This is a genomic window from Streptomyces sp. NPDC016845 (assembly GCF_044332585.1).
In the GTDB taxonomy this organism is placed as follows: Bacteria; Actinomycetota; Actinomycetes; order Streptomycetales; family Streptomycetaceae; genus Streptomyces.
This window is the reverse complement of sequence record NZ_JBIRPI010000002.1, coordinates 792,845-812,412: the sequence shown is the minus strand read 5'-3', so window position 1 is coordinate 812,412 and position 19,568 is coordinate 792,845. Positions and strand designations below refer to the sequence as shown.

21 protein-coding genes and 1 pseudogene are annotated in these 19,568 nt (G+C 70.6%); 7 read left to right on the top strand and 15 right to left on the bottom strand.

Annotated features, from left to right (window positions below):
* The first annotated feature begins 23 nt into the window (after positions 1–23).
* The gene (locus tag ACH4RC_RS09740) at positions 24–245 is read left to right on the top strand and encodes a hypothetical protein (protein WP_398197528.1); all 222 of its coding nucleotides are present in this window, start codon (positions 24–26) and stop codon (positions 243–245) included.
* Positions 246–260: 15 nt separating this feature from the next.
* Here ACH4RC_RS09740 and ACH4RC_RS09735 read toward each other — a convergent pair whose 3' ends face one another.
* A complete protein-coding gene (locus ACH4RC_RS09735; RefSeq protein ID WP_398197526.1) occupies positions 261–1,526 on the bottom strand; it encodes a TerD family protein in 1,266 nt (421 codons plus the stop codon).
* A gap of 177 nt (positions 1,527–1,703) precedes the next feature.
* Here ACH4RC_RS09735 and ACH4RC_RS09730 point away from each other — a divergent pair, with 177 nt between their 5' ends.
* Positions 1,704–3,179 (top strand): amino acid permease, encoded by a 1,476-nt coding sequence (locus ACH4RC_RS09730; protein WP_398197895.1) that lies wholly within the window; start codon positions 1,704–1,706, stop codon positions 3,177–3,179.
* A 50-nt stretch (positions 3,180–3,229) separates the two neighbouring features.
* On the opposite strand, the gene ACH4RC_RS09725 is transcribed toward ACH4RC_RS09730, so the two are convergent.
* On the bottom strand, positions 3,230–4,690 hold the full coding sequence (locus ACH4RC_RS09725) for an alkaline phosphatase PhoX (protein WP_398197523.1): 1,461 nt from the start codon (positions 4,688–4,690) through the stop codon (positions 3,230–3,232).
* Positions 4,691–5,002: 312 nt separating this feature from the next.
* Here ACH4RC_RS09725 and ACH4RC_RS09720 point away from each other — a divergent pair, with 312 nt between their 5' ends.
* The 3 genes from ACH4RC_RS09720 (at position 5,003) to ACH4RC_RS09710 (ending at position 6,929) form a co-directional block, all read left to right on the top strand.
* Positions 5,003–5,251, top strand: coding sequence for a hypothetical protein (locus ACH4RC_RS09720; protein WP_398197521.1), 249 nt, complete (start codon positions 5,003–5,005; stop codon positions 5,249–5,251).
* 62 nt (positions 5,252–5,313) lie between these two features.
* Entirely contained in the window at positions 5,314–6,453 is a 1,140-nt protein-coding gene (locus ACH4RC_RS09715; protein ID WP_398197892.1) for a hypothetical protein, read from the top strand.
* Positions 6,454–6,482: 29 nt separating this feature from the next.
* Complete coding sequence (locus ACH4RC_RS09710; protein WP_398197518.1) at positions 6,483–6,929, top strand: hypothetical protein; 447 nt, start codon at positions 6,483–6,485, stop codon at positions 6,927–6,929.
* A gap of 306 nt (positions 6,930–7,235) precedes the next feature.
* Here ACH4RC_RS09710 and ACH4RC_RS09705 read toward each other — a convergent pair whose 3' ends face one another.
* Entirely contained in the window at positions 7,236–8,672 is a 1,437-nt protein-coding gene (locus tag ACH4RC_RS09705; protein ID WP_398197515.1) for a hypothetical protein, read from the bottom strand.
* Positions 8,673–8,945: 273 nt separating this feature from the next.
* Between ACH4RC_RS09705 and ACH4RC_RS09700 the strand changes: the two genes are divergently transcribed.
* Positions 8,946–10,799: an endonuclease/exonuclease/phosphatase family protein gene (locus ACH4RC_RS09700; protein ID WP_398197512.1), complete on the top strand. Its 1,854-nt coding sequence runs from the start codon at positions 8,946–8,948 to the stop codon at positions 10,797–10,799.
* Here ACH4RC_RS09700 and ACH4RC_RS09695 read toward each other — a convergent pair.
* Entirely contained in the window at positions 10,796–11,485 is a 690-nt protein-coding gene (locus ACH4RC_RS09695; protein ID WP_398197509.1) for a hypothetical protein, read from the bottom strand. The two genes, ACH4RC_RS09700 and ACH4RC_RS09695, sit on opposite strands and share 4 nt — an antisense overlap.
* A complete protein-coding gene (locus ACH4RC_RS09690) occupies positions 11,482–11,622 on the bottom strand; it encodes a hypothetical protein (RefSeq protein ID WP_398197508.1) in 141 nt (46 codons plus the stop codon). Before ACH4RC_RS09690 ends, ACH4RC_RS09695 begins: the two co-directional genes overlap by 4 nt.
* 179 nt (positions 11,623–11,801) lie before the next feature.
* Here ACH4RC_RS09690 and dapA point away from each other — a divergent pair, with 179 nt between their 5' ends.
* A complete protein-coding gene (gene dapA, locus ACH4RC_RS09685; protein ID WP_398197506.1) occupies positions 11,802–12,704 on the top strand; it encodes a 4-hydroxy-tetrahydrodipicolinate synthase in 903 nt (300 codons plus the stop codon).
* Positions 12,705–12,751: 47 nt separating this feature from the next.
* Here the strand turns inward: dapA and dapD are convergent, their stop codons facing one another.
* The 10 genes and pseudogenes from dapD to sufD all read right to left on the bottom strand — a co-directional run bounded on the left by dapD (position 12,752) and on the right by sufD (position 19,521).
* Positions 12,752–13,741, bottom strand: a complete 990-nt coding sequence (gene dapD, locus ACH4RC_RS09680; RefSeq protein ID WP_398197504.1) for a 2,3,4,5-tetrahydropyridine-2,6-dicarboxylate N-succinyltransferase — start codon at positions 13,739–13,741, stop codon at positions 12,752–12,754.
* Positions 13,742–13,800: 59 nt separating this feature from the next.
* A complete protein-coding gene (locus ACH4RC_RS09675; protein ID WP_398197501.1) occupies positions 13,801–14,376 on the bottom strand; it encodes a TetR/AcrR family transcriptional regulator in 576 nt (191 codons plus the stop codon).
* Positions 14,376–14,696 carry a DMT family transporter gene (locus ACH4RC_RS09670; RefSeq protein ID WP_398197499.1) on the bottom strand — a complete coding sequence of 107 codons (321 nt, stop codon included), beginning with the start codon at positions 14,694–14,696 and terminating at the stop codon, positions 14,376–14,378. Before ACH4RC_RS09670 ends, ACH4RC_RS09675 begins: the two co-directional genes overlap by 1 nt.
* 57 nt (positions 14,697–14,753) lie before the next feature.
* A pseudogene (locus tag ACH4RC_RS09665) lies at positions 14,754–15,034 on the bottom strand (hypothetical protein); the annotation flags it as partial.
* A gap of 129 nt (positions 15,035–15,163) precedes the next feature.
* On the bottom strand, positions 15,164–15,502 hold the full coding sequence (locus tag ACH4RC_RS09660; protein ID WP_361081375.1) for a metal-sulfur cluster assembly factor: 339 nt from the start codon (positions 15,500–15,502) through the stop codon (positions 15,164–15,166).
* Positions 15,499–15,957: a Fe-S cluster assembly sulfur transfer protein SufU gene (gene sufU / locus ACH4RC_RS09655; protein ID WP_398197497.1), complete on the bottom strand. Its 459-nt coding sequence runs from the start codon at positions 15,955–15,957 to the stop codon at positions 15,499–15,501. Before sufU ends, ACH4RC_RS09660 begins: the two co-directional genes overlap by 4 nt.
* Before the next feature lie 19 nt (positions 15,958–15,976).
* Entirely contained in the window at positions 15,977–17,245 is a 1,269-nt protein-coding gene (locus tag ACH4RC_RS09650) for a cysteine desulfurase (RefSeq protein ID WP_398197494.1), read from the bottom strand.
* Positions 17,242–18,006, bottom strand: a complete 765-nt coding sequence (gene sufC / locus ACH4RC_RS09645; protein ID WP_398197491.1) for a Fe-S cluster assembly ATPase SufC — start codon at positions 18,004–18,006, stop codon at positions 17,242–17,244. The genes ACH4RC_RS09650 and sufC overlap by 4 nt, the downstream gene beginning before the upstream one ends.
* Positions 18,007–18,013: 7 nt before the next feature.
* Entirely contained in the window at positions 18,014–18,340 is a 327-nt protein-coding gene (locus ACH4RC_RS09640) for a non-heme iron oxygenase ferredoxin subunit (protein WP_398197489.1), read from the bottom strand.
* On the bottom strand, positions 18,340–19,521 hold the full coding sequence (gene sufD, locus ACH4RC_RS09635; RefSeq protein WP_398197486.1) for a Fe-S cluster assembly protein SufD: 1,182 nt from the start codon (positions 19,519–19,521) through the stop codon (positions 18,340–18,342). Before sufD ends, ACH4RC_RS09640 begins: the two co-directional genes overlap by 1 nt.
* Between the last annotated feature and the right edge of the window lie 47 nt (positions 19,522–19,568).

Genomic DNA, 19,568 nt, shown 5'->3' with positions numbered 1-19,568 from the left:
ACGGCCGGGCTACTCTCCCGACCGTGCCGAGACCTCACGGATTCACGTACACCGAACGCGCCGACGGCAGCGTCACGATCACCCACTCCGGGCGCGACGCGGGCGTGCTGCGTGGCGCGCGGGCCGAGCGGTTCATCGCCGAGGTCACGTCCGGCGACGAGCAGCTGGTCATGGCCCGCTGGACCGGCAACTACCGCAGGGGCAACGAGCGGCAGGCCCGCGACCACCCGCGCAACCAGCGGTAACCGGTCCGAGGAGCCTCAGAGCGCCTGGGCCGCCGGCTTCACCATGCCGCGCACGGTGCGCGACTTCACGAAGTCGCCCATCGCGGTCATCTCCCACTCGCCGGAGAACTGCTTGATGAGCTTCGCCATCATGACGCCGGTCTGCGCCTCCGCGTTCGTCAGGTCGAAGCGGACCAGCTCCTCGCCGCTCGCCGCGTCGAGCAGACGGCAGTACGCCTTGGCGACGTCGGTGAACTTCTGGCCCGTGAACGAGTTCACCGTGAAGACCAGGCCCGTGACCTCCTGCGGCAGCCGGCCCAGGTCGACGACGATCACCTCGTCGTCGCCCGCGCCCTCGCCCGTGAGGTTGTCGCCGGAGTGCTTGATCGCGCCGTTCACGATCGACAGCTTGCCGAAGTAACAGCTGTCGACGTGGTTGCGCTGCGGCCCGTACGCGATGACCGACGCGTCCAGGTCGATGTCCTTGCCGCGGAACGCGGGCTCCCAGCCGAGGCCCATCTTGACCTGGCTGAGGAGCGGCTTGCCGCCCTTGACCAGGGACACCGTCTGGTTCTTCTGGAGGGAGACACGGCCCTTGTCGAGGTTGATCTTTCCCGAGCCGGGCGCGGGCGCGGCCGGGGCCGCGGCGGGCGGCGGGGGCGGCGCGATGCGCGGGTCGACCGGCGGGGTGGTCGGCGCGGGCATGGCGGCGGCCGGACTGGCGGCGGGGGCCGCGACGGGCGGGGCGGCGGGCGCGGGCGTGACGGGCGCGGCAGCAGGCGGCGCGGCGGGTGCCGCGGGCTCCTCGACCGAGACCCCGAAGTCGGTGGCGATCCCGGCCAGGCCGTTGGCGTAGCCCTGGCCGACGGCCCGGGCCTTCCACGCCCCGTTGCGCAGATAGACCTCCATGACGACGAGGGCCGTCTCCGTGCCGAGCTGCGGCGGCGTGAACGTGGCCAGGACCGAGCCGTCGTCCGCACTGCGGATCGTGGCGGTCGGCTCGACGCCCTGGAACGTCTGGCCCGCGGCGTCGGGGCTCGCGGTGACGACGATCTTCTCGATGCCGGGCGGGACGGCGGCCGTGTCGACCGTGATCGAGTCGGGGCTCGCGCCGCCGCCCGACGTGTACGTGACACCGGGGCCCGCGGGCTGGTTGTAGAAGATGAAGTCGTCGTCCGAGCGCACCTTGCCGTCGGCGGTGAGCAGCAGGCCCGACACGTCGAGCCGCACGGGGGCCGAGACGTCCACCGCCACACGCTGCGCCGTGAGCGGGATGTTCGAACCTGGGGTCATTGCTGTCATGCCGGGGATAACGAGCGACTCCGCTTTACCGTTCCCTTACCGAAGGTCTTTTTGCCCGGCCCCTCCCCCGTACGGAGCGCACCCTCCCCCGTACGGACGATACGGACGACACGGCACGGGACCGGTTGCGTAAGCCACCGATCGGCGCCGCACAATGCGAGAGTTCCCGGCGTGAACCTGCACAAAGACTCCGACCCAGGACATTTGCCGGACGATCCCACGGCCGCCGAGGGCGTCGCCGACGCGGGCGACCTCGGCTACAGCAAGGCCCTGAAACCCCGGCACATCAGCATGATCGCGATCGGCGGCGCGATCGGCACGGGGCTCTTCCTCGGCGCGGGCGGCAACCTCGCCAAGGCCGGCCCCGCGCTGGCCTTCGCCTACGCGGTGAGCGGCGTCTTCGCGTTCTGCGTCGTCCGGGCGCTCGGCGAGATGGTCGTGCACCGGCCGTCATCGGGCTCGTTCGTCAGCTACGCGCGCGAGTTCCTGGGCGAGCAGGGCGCGTACATCGCGGGCTGGATGTACGTCCTGAACTGGTCGACCACCGGCATGGCCGACATCACGGCCATCGCGCTCTACGTGCACTACTGGTCGATGTTCACCTCCGTACCGCAGTGGGTGCTCGCGGCGATCGCCCTCGCCATCGTGCTCACGGTGAACCTGATCTCGGTCAAGAGCTTCGGCGAGATGGAGTTCTGGTTCGCCATCGTCAAGGTCGCCGCGATCGTGGTGTTCCTGCTGATCGGAATCTTCTTCCTGGCGTCGCGCCAGGAGATCGAGAGCCATGCGGCGGGGCTCTCGCTGATCAGTGACAACGGCGGATGGTTCCCGATGGGCGTGCTGCCCGTCATCCTCATCACGCAGACGGTGATCTTCGCGTACTCGGCGGTCGAGATGGTCGGCGTGACGGCGGGCGAGACCGCCGATCCGGAGACGATCGTGCCGAAGGCGGTGAACTCGATCATGTGGCGCGTGGCCATCTTCTACGTCGGCTCGGTCGTCATGCTGACGCTGCTGCTGCCGTGGACGGCGTACTCGGCGGGCGAGAGCCCGTTCGTGACGGTCCTGTCGAAGATCGGCGTCCCGGCGGCGGGCGGCATCATGAACCTGGTCGTGCTCACGGCCGCGATGTCGTCCCTCAATTCGGGCCTCTACACGACGGGGCGCATCCTGCGCTCGATGGCGATGGCCGGTTCCGCGCCGTCCTTCACCGCGCGGATGAGCCGCAGCCACGTCCCGTACGCGGGCATCCTGCTGACGTCGACGGTGGCCTTGTTCGGCGTCGCGCTCAACGCATGGCTGCCCGAAGACGCGTTCGGGATCGTCACCAACGTGGCCTCGCTCGGCGTCATCTCCACCTGGTGCATGATCATGCTCTGCCATCTGGTGTTCGTGCGCCGCGCGAGGCAGGGGCTCGTGCGGCGGCCCGCGTTCCGGCTGTGGGGCTCGCCGTGGACCGAGCTGGTGACGATCGCGTTCCTGCTCGCGGTGCTCGTGATGATGTGGTTCGACACGGACGGCCCGGGCCGCGACACCATCCTGCTGCTCGTCCCGATCGCGCTCGCGCTCGTGGGCGGCTGGTTCGCGGTACGGCGAAGGGTCCACCGGATCGCCTCGGAACGGGAGGCGCCTCCGGTGGACCCACTGGGCTGAGGGACCGGACCGAGGGACTGGGCCGACTGGGCCGAGAGCCCGTCCCCGGATCAGCGCTGGCGCTTCCAGGGACCGGTGATCGCCAGCATGATGCCCGGCGTCTGGATGTTGGCGTACAGGGTGCGCCCGTCGGGCGAGAACGTGACGCCGGTGAACTCGCTGTACTCCGGGTCCTCCGCGGAGCCGATGTTCAGCTCGTTGCGCGCGATCGGGTACGTGTTGCCGCGCTCGGTCGCGCCGAACAGGTGCTGGACGCCCTCGCCGTCCTCGGCGATGACCAGACCGCCGTACGGGGAGACGGTGATGTTGTCCGGGCCGTCGAAGGCCCCGTCGACGGACGGGTCCGGGTTGACGCCGAGCAGCACCTTCAGCGTGATCGTGCGGCGCTTCGGGTCGTAGAACCAGACCTGGCCGTCGTGGGCGACGGGGCTCTCGTCACGGGCGAACGAGGCGACGACGTAGGCGCCGCCGTCCGCCCACCACATGCCCTCCAGCTTGCGGGCGCGGGTGATCTCGCCGTCCTTGAACTGCTTGCGGGTCGAGACTGTCTTGGCGTCACGGTCGGGCACGTCCACCCAGTCGACGCCGTAGACCGTGCCGGTCTTCGTGGCACGCGACAGGTCGTCGACGAACCGGCCGCCGGAGTCGAAGCACTTGAACGCCTGGAGGACGCCCGCGTCGTCGGCGAGCGTACGGAGCTTGCCGCGGCCGTGGTGGAAGCCGTGCGGCGGCACCCAGCGGTAGAGCAGGCCGTTGGGGCCCGAGGCGTCCTCGGTCAGGTACGCGTGGCCGCGCTTGGGGTCGATGACGACCGCCTCGTGCGCGTAGCGGCCGAACGCCTTGACGGGCTTCGGGGAGCGGTTGGCGCGGCGGTCGGCCGGGTCGACCTCGAAGACGTAGCCGTGGTCCTTGGTGAAACCGTTCTTGCCGGCCTTGTCCTCGGTCTCCTCGCAGGTCAGCCAGGTGTTCCAGGGGGTGGAGCCGCCCGCGCAGTTGGTGGCGGTGCCCGCGATGCCGACCCACTCGGCGACCTCGCCGCCGCGGCGGACCTCGACGACCGTGCAGCCGCCGGCCGCCATCGGGTCGTAGACCAGGCCGTCGGTGAGCGGCACCGGGTGCGGCCAGCTCGCGCGGGCGCCCGCCAGCTCGTGGTTGTTGACGAGGAGGGTGGCGCCGCGCGGGCCCTCGAAGGCGGCGGTGCCGTCGTGGTTGGACGGCGTGAACTCGCCGGACTCCAGCTTCGTCTTCCCGCAGTAGGTGACGATCTTGTACGAGAACCCGGCGGGCAGCGCGAGGATGCCCTTGGGGTCGGAGCGCAGCGGACCGTACCCGGCGCCGTGGTGGCCATGGTCGTGGCCGTGGCCCTTGCCGGCGAGCGCGGCGTCGTCGGCGTCGTCCGTGGCGGCGAGCGCGCCGGGCGCCGTGGCGAGCGCGCCGACGGACCCGGCCAGGGCGACGCCCGCGCCGGTGGCCGCCGAGCGTACGGCGAAGTCCCTGCGAGTGAGTGACATGTGACTGTCTCCTGCTGACGGTGAACGGGGGCGGGGCCGGGTGGGGTCACGGACCCTGTTTCCGGCCACACGTTCCCGTCCGCGTCTGAACGGAGGTTGAACGCGGCGCTACGTCCCGGGGCCCGCTTCGCCGACTTCCGTGAACGTCCGGGGCGTAGGAAGAATCTTCGTAAAGAAGGTCAACAGGAGCACTTCGGGAGAGAAGCGAAGATTTCACGCGGAACGCCTTGACCCCTTTCCCGAACGGCAATAGACAGGCCCTACCTGCATCACCGCATCACCGCATCACCCGTCTAGGGGGTGGCGAGCCGAGTGGACGCACGCCAGGCACGCGACCTCCATGCCGACCGGCTGCTGCAGCTGGCCAATGTCAATGGGGTCGCCACCGGGAAGGACGAGCACTCGGGCGCGGACGTCATCGTCGTCTTCGTCGTCCGGAAAGTGCCCCGCGACCGGCTCCGTGCGCACGACGTGATCCCCGATGAGCTCGAAGGCGTGCCGGTCCGCGTGCTCGCGGTCGGCGGGCTCGACGCCCAGGACGCAGAGGGCGACGAGCCGTAGGGACCACGTACTCAGGCAAAAGTCAGGGGAAGAGGTGGTCTGGCGTGAGCCAGCCCGAATTGATGCGAGGACCCGCCGGCGGTCAGCTCAGCGACAGCTCCCGCCAGCAGGCGACCAGTGACTTCCTGCGGCGCGAGGCGCCGCTCGCCAACGTCGTCGGCTTCGGCCACGGCGTGAAATGGATCGACGGCAGGCCGACGGGTGAACCGGCCGTCCTCGTCTTCGTGACCCAGAAGGTGCCCGAGTCGCTGCTGCCCGAGCGCGACGTGATCCCGCGCCAGATGGACGACGGCACCCCCACCGACATCGTGGCCGTCGGTCAGATCTCCGCCCAGCGGCGCCAGTCGAGGCCGTCAGGCGCCCGCTCCGAGGAGCCCTTCTCCTACGGGCCCGACGGCGGCGCCTCCCAGCAGTTCGGCCAGTACGGGCCGGCGCTGCACGAGGAGTACGGCTCCATGGCGACGTACGAGCCGCAGCTCCTCGTCCGCCGCATGCGGCCCGCCCCCTCGGGGTTCTCCGTCGGCAACGTGACCGTCACCGCGGGCACCCTCGGCAGCGTCGTCTACGACTTCCTGCCGGGCGCCACCGTCGACCCGCCCGGCGCCGGGCTCGGCACCCCGTCCAAGTTCTACATCCTCTCCAACAACCACGTCCTCGCCGACTCCAACCGGGCTCAGCTCGGCAGCGCCATCGTGCAGCCGGGCACCTTCGACGGCGGCACGAACCCCGCCGACCGGATCGCGACCCTGTCCCGGTTCATCACCATCCAGTTCGCCCCGCAGACCCCGCTCGACCAGCAGAACAACGTGGTCGACTGCGCGCTCGGCGAGGTCCAGTTCCAGGACGCGACCCGCGAGCAGTACTTCAGCGGAGCGCCGCGCGCCTGGCGCCGCAAGGCGAACGTCTCGGTCGGCGACCTCGTCAAGAAGTCCGGCCGCACGACGAACATCTCCTTCGGCCGCATCATCGCGACCGACGCGACGGTGGACGTCAGCTACGGCACGGCCGGCACGGCCCGGTTCAAGGACCAGGTCATGACCACGAACATGTCGGCGGGCGGCGACTCCGGTTCGCTGGTGACCTCCCTCGACAACGTGGCCGTCGGTCTGCTCTACGCCGGCTCGTCGCAGGTCACCATCGCCAACCACATCGAGAACGTACGCGCGCTGCTGCGCGTCGAGATCTCCGAACTGCTCGCCTGACCACCACACCCCCGAAAGGAGGCCGGTCCATGACCACTCAGGCACGCAAGCAGAAGGGCCAGACCCGCGGCGAGCACCGCTTCCACAATCCGCAGGGCGCGGAGGTCAAGACGCGCGACGAGGCGTTCGCCGCGCAGCAGGACGTGTCCGCGGAGGCCGTGTCGGTCGACTGCAAGCTGGAGCTCAACAACGGTGCCGTCACCTTCGCCGTCACCGCGAAGATCGACCCGAACACGCACCCCTACGTGGTGACCGGCGGTCAGATCACCTCCGGCATCTGCGGGGCCCCGTGGGACATCACCGGTGGCTTCATCGGTGACACGATCCGGCTCGACGCGAAGCGCACCGGGCAGGGCTCCTGCGCCAACACGATCACCGTGGTCGGGGAGTACCAGAACCCTCCGGCGTACCGGGGGACGTACGGGTTCGACGGGGCGACGTCGAGCTTCAAGCACACGACGCGCTATCTCTGCTAGCGGGTGTCGGGCGGGCCGGTGAGGGTCTGTGCAGGCCCTCACCGGCCCCGCCAGGGGCGCGGGGAACTGCGCGACCAGCCACGACGAGGCCGGCGGTCGCGCACGCACGCGTGAGGGCAGACGCGTCGGCGTGCAGGTGAACCCAGGGCGAGCTGTGCCCCGCCAGGGGCGCGGGGAACTGCGCGACCAGCCACGTACGGGCCGCACGCGCCGTAACACCTCGCACGGCAGACGCGTCCGCGGCCTTCGTCGTGGCTGGTCGCGCAGTTCCCCGCGCCCCCCAGGGGGGCTGAGCTCAGGGCCCGGTCAACCGGCGGACGCCGACCTCGCCTTGAAGGCGGCTTTGCGCGCTTCCTTCGCCACCTTCTTGTCCGGGTGGAGGCGGCCCATGGCCTCCAGGACCTCTGCCGTGGAGGGGTGGTCGACGCGCCAGGCCGTCGAGAAGAAGCCGCTGTGCTGTGCGGCGAGGCCCTCGACCAGGGACTGGAGTTCGTCGGAGTTGCCCTCCAGGGAGAGCTGCGCGGCGATCGTGTCGATGGTCAGCCAGAAGACGAGGGCCTCGGAGGGCGGGGGCACGTCCGTCGCGCCGTGCTCGGCGAGCCAGACCCGGGCGAGGCCGCCCAGTTCGGCGTCGTCGAGGACCTCGCGGAGCGCGGGCTCGGCCTCGGTGCCGACGAGGGACAGGGCCTGCTGGCAGCGGAGCCGGCGAAGGGGCGCACCCTGGTCGGCACCGCGCGCGGCCGCGAGCAGCTCCCCCGCCGCGCCGAGCGGTTCGCGCCGGGCGAGCCACTGCTCGATCTCGGCCTGCGCGGCGGCCTGCGGGAACGCCGACGTGCTGTCGAGGAGCGTGTCGGCCCCCTTGCCGACGAGGTCGCCGACGGCGGGCGCCGCGACACCCGCCTCCAGCATCCGGGAGCGAATGCCGTACAGGCCGAGCGGAGTGAGCCGCACCATGCCGTACCGGGCGACGTCCGCTTCGTCGACCGGCTCGGCCACCGGCTCGTCCGCGTCGACCTCCGCCATCAGCGCCTCGTCGACCGGCTGGAACTCCACGAGCCCGACCGGTTCGAGCAGCCGGAACTGGTCGTCGAGGCGCATCATCGCGTCCGACACCTGCTCAAGGACGTCGTCGGTGGGCTCCCCCATGTCGTCGGGGACGATCATCGACGCGGCGAGCGCGGGCAGCGGCACGGGCCCGTCCCCGGCGCCCTCGGAGACGGTCAGCAGATACAGATTGCCGAGCACGCCCTCCAGGAACTCGGCCTCCGCCTCGGGGTCCCAGTCGAGCTGCGAGAAGTCGATCTCGCCGCCGCCCTCCTCCAGGGCGCCCATGATGTCGTCGAGGTCGGGCACGCTCGCGTCGGCGAGCACCGTGTCGAGCGCCCCGAGCCACAGCGCGAGCACGTCGGACGGCCCGCCGGAGGCGAGCGTCGCCAGCTCCTCGCCGGCGGTGACGGTGCCCTCCTCCTCGTCGACGACCTCGACGAGCCCTGTGTCGACGGCGGCGTTCCACGCCTCGCTCGCGTACGCGATCCCCTCCTCGTCGTCGCCGAGCCCCAGCTCGGCCGCGGCGGCGGGCAGCTGCTCCTCGACGAGTTCGCCGCCCGCGCCGACGCGCGTGCCGGGCCCGGCCCAGCGGGCGAGCCGCACGGCGCGGGAGAGCAGGGGGGTGGCGAGGGCGTCCCGCGCCAGCTCCGCTTCGGCGGGCAGCCGGACCGGCGGCAGGGGGGAGCTGTCTGACATCGGTTGGTTCTCCTTGGAGGCGTACGGTGCGACCGCTCAGCCTAGACGGATTTGACCCTTTGCTGTCGGGTTCATGTACTCGTCAGATTCCGGCCGCCCCCTATCCATCCGCGGAACCTTGACAACTGCCGGGCGCAGGAAAGAGATTGACGCGCGTAGAAAGCCGCATGAGGTCATTGTCGTCCCGGACCGCGTGCGGCCACCGTCGTCCCGGCTGTATCCAGCCACCCTCGTCCCGGCGCTCGCCACTCGCACGTCCCCGGAGGGATCCCCTTGCCGAGCAAGACCGCGTACCCCCTGCTCTCTGTGTTCTCCCGCTCCCGCCTCGCCGCCCTCGCCGTGACGACCGCCTGCTGCGCGTCGTACGCCGTGGTCACCGCGGGCCCGGCGGACGCGGCCACGACCGCCGCCATCCACGACATCCAGGGCACCACCCGGATATCCCCGCTCGCCGGCCAGCAGGTGACGGGCGTGACCGGTGTGGTGACCGGGGTCAGAACGTACGGCTCGTCCCGCGGCTTCTGGTTCCAGGACACGAAGCCCGACAACGACCCGGCCACCAGCGAGGGCGTCTTCGTCTTCACCAGCTCCACGCCGACCGTGCGGACGGGCGACGCGGTGACGGTCTCGGGCACGGTGACCGAGTACGTGCCCGGCGGCGCCTCGTCCGGCAACCAGTCGCTCACCGAGATCACGAAGCCGACGGTGACCGTGGACTCGTCCGGCAACGCGGTGCCCGTGACGACGATCAGCGCGAAGTCGGTCCCGGCCGCGTACACCCCGGCCGGCGACCCGGCGGCGAACGGCTCGGTCAACGCTCTGACCCTGCGCCCGAAGAAGTACGCCCTCGACCACTACGAGTCCCTGGAGGGCCAGAACGTCCGGATCGGGTCGTCCCGCGTCGTCACCGCCTCCGACCCGTACGCGGAGCTGTGGGTCACGGTGAAGCCCCGTGAGAACACGACCGAGCGCGGCGGCGCCCGCTACGGCTCGTACACCTCGCAGAACACCGGCCGCCTGCAGATCCAGTCGCTCGGCGCGGTCGCCGACTTCCCCGTGGCGAACGTCGGCGACGTCCTGTCGGGCACCACCGAGGGCCCGCTCGACTTCAACCAGTACGGCGGATACACGCTGGTCGCGCGGGAGATGGGCACGCTGAGGCAGGGCGGTCTCCAGCGTGAGACAACCCGGGCCCAGGCGTCGGGCGAGCTGGCGGTGGCGACGTACAACGTCGAGAACCTCGACCCGGCCGACGCCACCTTCGAGGAGCACGCGGCGGCGATCGTGACGAATCTGAAGTCGCCCGACATCGTCTCCCTGGAAGAGATCCAGGACGACAACGGCGCGAAGGACGACGGCACGGTCGCCGCCGACGTCACGGTGAACAAGCTGATCGACGCGATCGTCGCGGCGGGCGGCCCCCGCTACGACTGGCGCTCGATCGACCCGGTCGACAAGCAGGACGGCGGCGAGCCCGGCGGCAACATACGCCAGGTCTTCCTCTTCAACCCGGAGCGCGTGGCGTTCACGGACCGCGCGGGCGGCGACGCCACCACGCCCGTCGGCGTCGTCCGCAGCCACGGCAAGGCCGCGCTCACCGCGTCGCCCGGCCGTATCGACCCCGCGAACGAGGCGTGGAAGAACAGCCGCAAGCCGCTCGCCGGCGAGTTCACCTTCCGCGGCAAGCCGGTCATCGTCATCGCCAACCACTTCGCGTCGAAGGGCGGCGACCAGCCTCTGACCGCACAGTTCCAGCCGCCGGTCCGCAGCTCGGAGACGCAGCGCCACGCGCAGGCGGAGTCCGTGAACGCGTTCGTGAAGGACGTCCTCAAGGTCCAGCGCAACGCCGACGTCATCGCGCTCGGCGACATCAACGACTTCGAGTTCTCCGGCACCACGCAGCGCCTGGAGGACGGCGGAGCGCTCTGGTCGGCGATCAAGTCGCTGCCGCGCGACGAGCGGTACACGTACGACTACCAGGGCAACAGCCAGGTCCTCGACCAGATCCTGGTCAGCCCGTCGATCCGGAAGAAGGGCGCCTTCCGGTACGACAGCGTGCACATCAACAGCGAGTTCCACGACCAGATCAGCGACCACGACCCGCAGATCCTGCGCGTCCGCCCCTAATCGCTGACGCCTGAGGGCCCGTCCCTGCCGCCGATCACGCGGCCGAGGCGGGCCAACTGGTTCTGGAACCAGTCGAGCCGGGCCTGCAACAGGGCGGCCTCGGCGGCCAGTTCCGGTACCCCGGCCGCCGGGGGACCCACGGCCTCGGTGCCGGGCGCGGCGCACACGGCGAGCCCTTCCCCGCCGAGCCGCGCGAACGCGTCGAGGGTCCACCGCCGCCGCCCGCCGACACACCCGGCACAGGCCGCTTCGAGGACCCTCCGCCCGTCCCGCCCCCAGCCGGCGTCGGCGAGGACGGAGGCTGTGGCACCGCACGGGCACGGCCCGACGGTGGCGACCCGCACCCGCTGGCGCGCGTACCGGAAGCCGCGCTCGAACCGGATGTAGGCCCCGAGGACGGCGACCTCCAGCAACACGGCCCTACGGTGCTCGGCGTGCACCAGCAGCCCCTCCGCCGTGCGGCGCTCGTACACGCAGTGGAACCCGCAGTCGCAGCGCCGGTGCGGGGCGCGGTGCCGGCGCCCGTAGACGCAGCGCGCCTCGTCGAGCACGCGGTACGGCGCCGCCGCACCGAGGGAGACCCCGAGGAATCCGGCGCGCCCGCCGTCCGCGTCGAGCACGGGGTGCGCGATCTTGTACCCGGTGGGCGGCTCCGCAGGACGTTCCTCGGGGAGCCGCGCCCTCATCGGACGGCCGGGGCCTCGACGGGTTCGGGCAGCGGCTCCACAACGGCGTCGACCGGCTCCCGATCCGTACGGGCGGCCTCCGTCTCCTGCGGGGCTTCTTCGGCGATCCCGGTGGCGAGTGCTTTGCCGAGCCTCATTGGTGCCTCCCCTGAACGGCCTGCGGTCCGTCCCATGGTGGCGCAGGCGGAATCGCCCAGAAAGACCGGAACGAGCCGTTCGCTTCCCCGGTCACGCAGCCACCTTTCAGCACCGCTCCGCTCGACCTCGTAGCAGATTTAAGTGGAGCTTCACGATGGGTGCGGCCGACACTGCCTCCATGAGCGACACGAGCGACACTCCGCCCTTCGGCCGCGCCCTGTGCGCCATGGTCACGCCCTTCACCCCGGCCGGAGCGCTGGACCTGAACGCCGCCCGGAAGCTGGCCGACCGCCTGGTCACCGAGGGCTGCGAGGGCCTCGTCCTGTCCGGCACGAGCGGCGAGTCCCCGACGACGACGGACGCGGAGAAGGCGGATCTCGTCCGGGCGGTGCGCGAGGCGGTCGACGGCCGGGCGAGCGTCCTCACCGGCGTCAGCACGGCGGACACCCGCCACACCCTGCGCCTGGCCCGCGAGGCCGAACGGGCGGGCGCCGACGGGCTGTTGGCGACGCCCCCGTACTACAGCCGCCCGCCCCAGGCCGCGGTCGAGGCCCACTTCCGCGCTCTCGCGGACGCGACGGACCTCCCGGTGATGCTGTACGACATCCCGGCCCGCACCGGCACCCGGATCGAGCCGGACACCCTCCTGCGCCTCGCGGAGCACCCGCGCGTCGTCGCCGTGAAGGACTGCGCCTACGACCTCCTCTCCACCCAGAAGGTCATGGCCACGACGGATCTCGCCTACTACACCGGCTGCGACGAGTACGTCCTCGCGCTGTACGCCCTCGGCGGCACCGGCTACGTCTCGACGGTCGCGAACGTCGTCCCCGCCGCGTTCCGGGCGATCGTCGACGCCTACGACAAGGGTGAGACGTCGGAGGCGGCCCGCCTCCAGCGACGCACCGTCCCGCTCACCGATCTGATGATGAACGCGGGCCTCCCGGGCGCGGTGACGGCGAAGGCGCTGCTCAGCGAGGTCGGCCTCCCCGGCGGCGGCCCGGTCCGCGCACCACTGCAGCCCGCCGACAGGGATGCGGTCGACGGGCTGCGGGTGGCGTACGAGAAGCTGCTGAGCGCCTAGTCGTGGCGTCAGGCGTGGCTGTCGGGTGTAGCTGTCGGGTGTAGCTGTCAGTTGTGGCTGTGCAGGACCTCGTTGAGGCCGCCCCACACCGCGTTGTTCGGGCGGGCCTCGACCGTGCCCGTCACCGAGTTGCGGCGGAAGAGGATGTTCGAGGCGCCGGAGAGTTCGCGGGCCTTGACGATCTGGCCGTCGGGCATCGTCACGCGGGTGCCGGCGGTGACGTACAGACCGGCCTCGACCACGCACTCGTCGCCGAGCGCGATGCCGACGCCCGCCTCGGCGCCGATGAGGCAGCGCTCGCCGATGACGATGCGGACGTTGCCGCCGCCGGAGAGGGTGCCCATGGTGGAGGCGCCGCCGCCGATGTCGGAACCGTCGCCGACGACGACGCCCGCGGAGATGCGGCCCTCGACCATCGACGTGCCGAGCGTGCCCGCGTTGAAGTTGACGAAGCCCTCGTGCATGACCGTGGTGCCCTCGGCGAGGTGCGCGCCGAGCCGGACCCGGTCGGCGTCGGCGATGCGGACGCCCTTGGGGACGACGTAGTCGGTCATGCGGGGGAACTTGTCGACCGACGTCACGGCCAGGTGCAGGCCCTCGGCGCGCGCGTTGAGCCGCGCCGTCTCGATGCTGTCCACGGCGACCGGGCCGAGCGAGGTCCAGGCGACATTGGCGAGGAAGCCGAACTGGCCGTCGAGGTTCACACCGTGCGGCTTGACCAGGCGGTGCGAGAGGAGGTGCAGGCGCAGGTAGACGTCGTGGGCGTCGAGCGGCTTGTCGTCCACGGAGGCGATGACCGTACGTACGGCGATGATCTCCACGCCGCGCCGCGCGTCCGGGCCGATGGCCTTCGCGGCGCCTTCGCCGAGCAGCTCGACGGCCTTGTCGGCGGAGAGCTTCTCGGTGCCGGCCGGGCCGGGCTCTTCCGTCAGAGCGGGCGCGGGGAACCAGGTGTCGAGAACGGTGCCGTCGGCGGCCACGGTGGCGAGGCCCGCGGCGACGGCGCCGGTGGAACGAGTAGCAGTCGTGTCGGTCATGAGGGAAACCTAACCGGCCCGGGGTTCCCGAGGCCAACCCGCCCCGGCCGCGTCTCGGGCTACGGGATGAGCCGGGCCAGCATCTCGCGCGCGTACGCGGCGTCGTACTCCCCGCCCGTGAGCAGCGCCTGGAGGCAGATCCCGTCCATCAGGGCGACGAGGGCGCGGGCCGTCACCGGGTCCGTGCGCTCGGCCAGCGCAGCGGCCAGGTCCTGGCACCATTCGGCGGCGACGGGGCGCAGCGCGGGGCGGCGCAGGGCCGCCAGATACAGCTCGTACTCCAGCTCCGCCCCTACGCTCCCCCAGCCTTCGGCCGGGGGGACCCCCGTCTCGCCACGCCCGCCGCCCAGCCACTCGCCCAGCAGGCCCGCCAGCTCGTCGGCGAGGTCGAGCGTCGGGTCCTGGAAGGCGGCGCGCGCCGCGACGGCCTTCGCGAACCCCTCGTTCGCCTGCCGCAGCGCGGCCACCATCAGCTCGTCGAGCGTCGCGAAGTGGTACGTGGTCGAGCCCAGCGGCACACCGGCCTCGGCGGCGACCGTGCGGTGGCTGAGCCCGGCTATGCCCTTCTCCCCCACGACCCGGATCGCCGCGTCGATGATCCGCTGCCGCCGCTCGGGGTCGTAGCGGCGCGGCATCAGTGCGCCCCGCCCAGATTCAGCAGCACGACGCCGCCGATGACGAAGACGATCCCGGCGACCTTGGCGAGGCTCAGCCCCTCGCCGAGGAAGATCATGCCGATCGCGGCGATGACGGCGGTTCCGGCGCCCGCCCAGATCGCGTACGCGGTCCCGATCTGCACGGTCTTCAGCGTCTGAGCGAGCAGCGCGAACGCGATCACGTACCCGGTCACGGTGATCAGCGAGGGCCACAGCCTGCTGAAGCCCTCGCTGTACTTCATGGCGGTCGTGGCGGCCACCTCCGCGGCGATGGCCCCCGCAAGCAGCACATATCCCATGCGTACGAGTGTACATATCGCATATCGTTGCGTACGCCCGTACATGACGGACCTCTACGACACGCCGAACCACGCGTACAGGGCGTACGGGTCCGAGTTGTCGTCGGCCGCCCAGCTCCCGGCCACGATCAGGTACTGGTTCGCCGTGTTCTTGCGGATGTCGCGCACGGCGAGGCCGCCCAGGTCCAGCTCGATGGGCGTACCGAAGACGCGAACTCCAGACCCTCGACGTTGAACCCGTCTATCTGCTTGGGCGCCTCGCCGTCCTCGGTCCCGGCGGCGAACCCGTAGCGGTCGCCGTTGCCCTCGTCCCAGTCGACCAGCTCGTCGCGGAGCTCGGCTCCGCAGCGCGGGCGCGACCAGCCACGACAAAAGCCGCGGACGCGTCTGCTCGGTACATGAGCAGACGCGTCCGCGGCTTTTCGCCGGCTGAGCGCGCAGTTCCCCGCGCCCCTGGCAGCGCTGGATCAGACGTTGAACCCAAGCGCGCGCAGCTGCTCGCGGCCGTCGTCGGTGATCTTGTCCGGGCCCCACGGCGGCATCCAGACCCAGTTGATCCGCAGCTCGTTGACGATGCCGTCGGTGGCGGACTTCGCCTGGTCCTCGATGACGTCGGTCAGCGGGCAGGCCGCGGACGTCAGCGTCATGTCGATCGTCGCGATGTTCGCGTCGTCGATGTGGATGCCGTAGATCAGGCCGAGGTTGACGACGTCGATGCCCAGCTCGGGGTCGACGACGTCGTACAGCGCCTCGCGGACCTCCTCCTCGGAGGCCGGCTTCATCTCCACTGCCGTGCTGTCACTCATGCGGTCTTCGCCTCCTCCGCGAAAGCCTGCGCTGTCGCGTCCTTCCACGCCATCCAGCTCAGGAGAGCGCACTTCACCCGGGCCGGGTACTTGGAGACCCCGGCGAACGCGACCGCGTCCTCCAGGATGTCCTCCATCGACTCGTCCGGCTCGATCTGGCCCTTGGACTGCATCAGCTCCAGGAACGTCTCCTGGACCTTCCGCGCGTCCGCCAGCTCCTTGCCGACCAGGAGGTCGTTCAGTACGGAGGCCGACGCCTGGCTGATCGAACAGCCCTGCCCCTCGTAGCTGACGTCCTCGATGGTCTCGCCGTCGTACTTCACGCGCAGCGTGATCTCGTCGCCGCACGTGGGGTTCACGTGGTGCACCTCGGCGTCGCCGTCCCGCAAGCCCCGGCCGTGCGGGTGCTTGTAGTGGTCCAGGATGACTTCCTGGTACATGGAATCCAGCTTCATCAGTCGACCGTCCTGCCCGCTACCCGAAGAAGTTCCGTACGTGCTCCAGGCCGTCGACCAGAGCGTCGATCTCGCCGGGCGTGGAGTACAGATAGAACGACGCTCGCGTGGTCGCAGGAATTCCGTACCGCAGGCAGACCGGCCGCGCGCAGTGGTGGCCGACCCGGACCGCGATGCCCTGCTCGTCGAGGACCTGGCCCACGTCGTGCGGGTGGATGTCGCCGAGCGTGAAGGAGATCGCCGCGCCGCGCTCCTCGGCCGTCGTCGGACCGATGATGCGCAGGTCCTGGACGTCCTGGAGCCGCTTCACGGCGTACTCGGTGAGCGCCTGCTCGTGGCGCAGGACGTTCTCCATGCCGATGGCGCTGAGGTAGTCGATCGCCGCGCCGAGGCCGATGGCCTGCGAGATCGGCGGCGTGCCGGCCTCGAACTTGTGCGGCGCGGGAGCGTACGTCGACGAGTGCATCGACACCGTCTCGATCATCTCGCCGCCGCCGAGGAACGGCGGCAGGTCCTCGAGCAGCTCCTGGCGTCCCCACAGCACGCCGATGCCGGTCGGGCCGCACATCTTGTGGCCGGTGAAGGCCACGAAGTCGGCCTGGAGCGCCTGCACGTCGAGCGGCATGTGCGGCGCGGCCTGCGAGGCGTCGACGAGGACGAGCGCGCCCACCTCCTGGGCGCGGCGCACGATGGCCTCGACCGGGTTGTGGGTGCCCAGGATGTTCGAGACGAGCACGAAGGAGACGATCTTCGTCTTCTCGGTGATGACCTCGTTGATGTTGCTCAGGTCGAGGCGGCCGTCGTCGGTGAGGCCGAACCACTTCAGCTTCGCGCCGGTGCGCTGCGAGAGCAGCTGCCACGGCACGATGTTGGAGTGGTGCTCCATCTCCGTGATGACGATCTCGGTCTCGTGGTCGACCTTGTACGGCTCGTCCGCCCAGCCCAGCATGTTGGCGACGAGGTTCAGCGACTCCGAGGCGTTCTTCGTGAAGATGACCTCGTCGCGGCTGGGCGCGTTGATGAACGCCGCCACCTTGTCGCGGGCGCCCTCGTAGAGCGCCGTGGCCTCCTCGGCGAGGACGTGCACGCCGCGGTGGACGTTGGCGTTGTGCTGCTCGTAGTACTCGTTGAGCACGTCGAGCACCTGGCGCGGCGTCTGCGAGGTCGCCGCGTTGTCCAGGTACACGAGCTTCTTGCCGTCGTGGATCGTGCGATCCAGGATCGGGAAGTCCTTGCGGATCGCCTCGGTGTCGAGGAGGCCGGTGAGCCCCTGGTGGGCCACTGTCACGCGGATACGCCGCCCTTCGTGTACTTCTCGTAGCCCTCGGCCTCGAGGGTGTCGGCCAGCTCGGGACCACCGGACTCGACGATCTTGCCCGCCGAGAAGACGTGCACGAAGTCCGGCTTGATGTAACGCAGGATGCGCGTGTAGTGCGTGATCAGCAGGGTGCCGACCTCACCGGTGTCACGGACGCGGTTGACGCCGTCCGACACCTGGCGCAGGGCGTCCACGTCGAGGCCGGAGTCGGTCTCGTCGAGGATCGCGATCTTCGGCTTGAGGAGCTCCATCTGGAGGATCTCGTGGCGCTTCTTCTCACCGCCGGAGAAGCCCTCGTTGACATTGCGCTCGGCGAAGGCCGGGTCCATCTGGAGCTGCTCCATCGCGGACTTGACCTCCTTCACCCAGGTGCGCAGCTTGGGGGCCTCGCCGCGGATGGCGGTGGCCGAGGAGCGCAGGAAGTTGGAGACGGAGACGCCGGGGACCTCGACCGGGTACTGCATGGCGAGGAACATGCCGGCGCGGGCGCGCTCGTCGACGGACATCTCCAGGACGTCCTCGCCGTCGAGGGTGACGGTGCCCTGCGTGATCGTGTACTTGGGGTGACCCGCGATGGAGTAGGCGAGGGTCGACTTGCCGGAGCCGTTCGGGCCCATGATGGCGTGCGTCTCGCCCTGCTTCACGGTGAGATCGACGCCCTTGAGGATCTCCTTCGTGGCGTTGTCGGCCTCGACGGTGACGTGCAGGTCTCGGATTTCAAGCGTTGCCATGGGTGCCTCAGGACTCCTGGGAGAGGGAGACGAGCACGTCGTCCCCTTCGATCTTTACGGGGTATACGGGGACGGGGCGCGTCGCGGGAAGGCCGGACGGCTTGCCGGTGCGGAGGTCGAAGGCGGAGCCGTGCAGCCAGCACTCGATCTGGCACTCCTCCACCTCGCCCTCGGAGAGCGACACATTCGCGTGGCTGCAGATGTCGTTGATCGCGAACACCTCGCCCTCGGTGCGGACGACCGCGACCGGCGTGCCGTCGAGCTCCACCCGCTTGGGGGTGGAGTCCTCCAGCTCGCTCAGCCCGCAGGCGCGCACGAACGTCGGGTCAGTCATCAGACCGACGCCTCCAGCTCGGTGGCGATCTTGGCGAGCAGGCGCTCCTCGATGTCCGGGACACCGATCTGCTGGACCAGCTCGGCGAAGAAGCCGCGCACGACGAGGCGGCGCGCCTCGTCCGCGGGGATGCCGCGGGCCATCAGGTAGAAGAGCTGCTCGTCGTCGAAGCGGCCGGTCGCGGAGGCGTGGCCGGCGCCGACGATCTCACCGGTCTCGATCTCCAGGTTCGGCACGGAGTCGACGCGGGCACCGTCGGTCAGAACCAGGTTCCGGTTCATCTCGTAGGTGTCCGTGCCCTCGGCGGCGGCCTCGATGAGGACGTCACCGATCCAGACGGCGTGCGCGTCGTCGCCCTGGAGCGCGCCCTTGTAGACGACATTGGACTTGCAGTGCGGGGTGTTGTGGTCGACCAGGAGGCGGTGCTCCTGGTGCTGGCCCGCGTCGGTGAAGTAGAGGCCGAACAGCTCGGCCTCGCCGCCGGTGGCCGCGTAGGTCACGCGCGGGTGCAGGCGGACCACGTCACCGCCGAAGGTGACGACGACGGACTTGAAGGTGGCGTCGCGGCCGACCAGCGCGTTGTGCTGGGCGACGTGGACGGCCTTGTCGTCCCAGTCCTGGACGGAGACGACGGTCAGCTTCGCGCCGTCGCCGAGCAGGTAGTCGACGTTGGCGGCGAGCACCGCGTCACCGGTGTGGTCGATGACGACGACGGCCTCGGCGAAGGCGCCCAGCTCGATGACCTGGTGGCCGTAGGCGGTACCGCCCTCGCCGTGCACGCGGATACGGATCGGCTCGCTCAGCACCGTCTCCTTGGGCACGGAGACGACGGAGGCCTGCTCGAACGACGAGTACGCCTGGGCGGCGACGCGGTCGACGGGCTTGCCGGCCTTGCCGATGCGGGCGTCGTCCCGGCCGACGGCGGCGACGGTGACGCCGGCCGGCGCCTCCACGTCGACCTTGACGCCGGTGCCGGTGGCGGCGGCGGTGCCGTCGTGCAGGCCGCGCAGCCGCTCCAGCGGCGTGAACCGCCACTCCTCCTCGCGGCCGTGCGGGACCGGGAAGTCCTGCACGTCGAAAGAGGGGGGCGCGCTCATGCGCGTGGCGACGGTCGACTCGGCGGCCACCGCGATGGTTCCGGCGGTGGTGGAGCCCACCGGGATGTTCTGAGCCTCAGCCATGGCTGTCGTAGCGCTCGCTTTCATACGTAAGGGGCTTGACGGGTGGG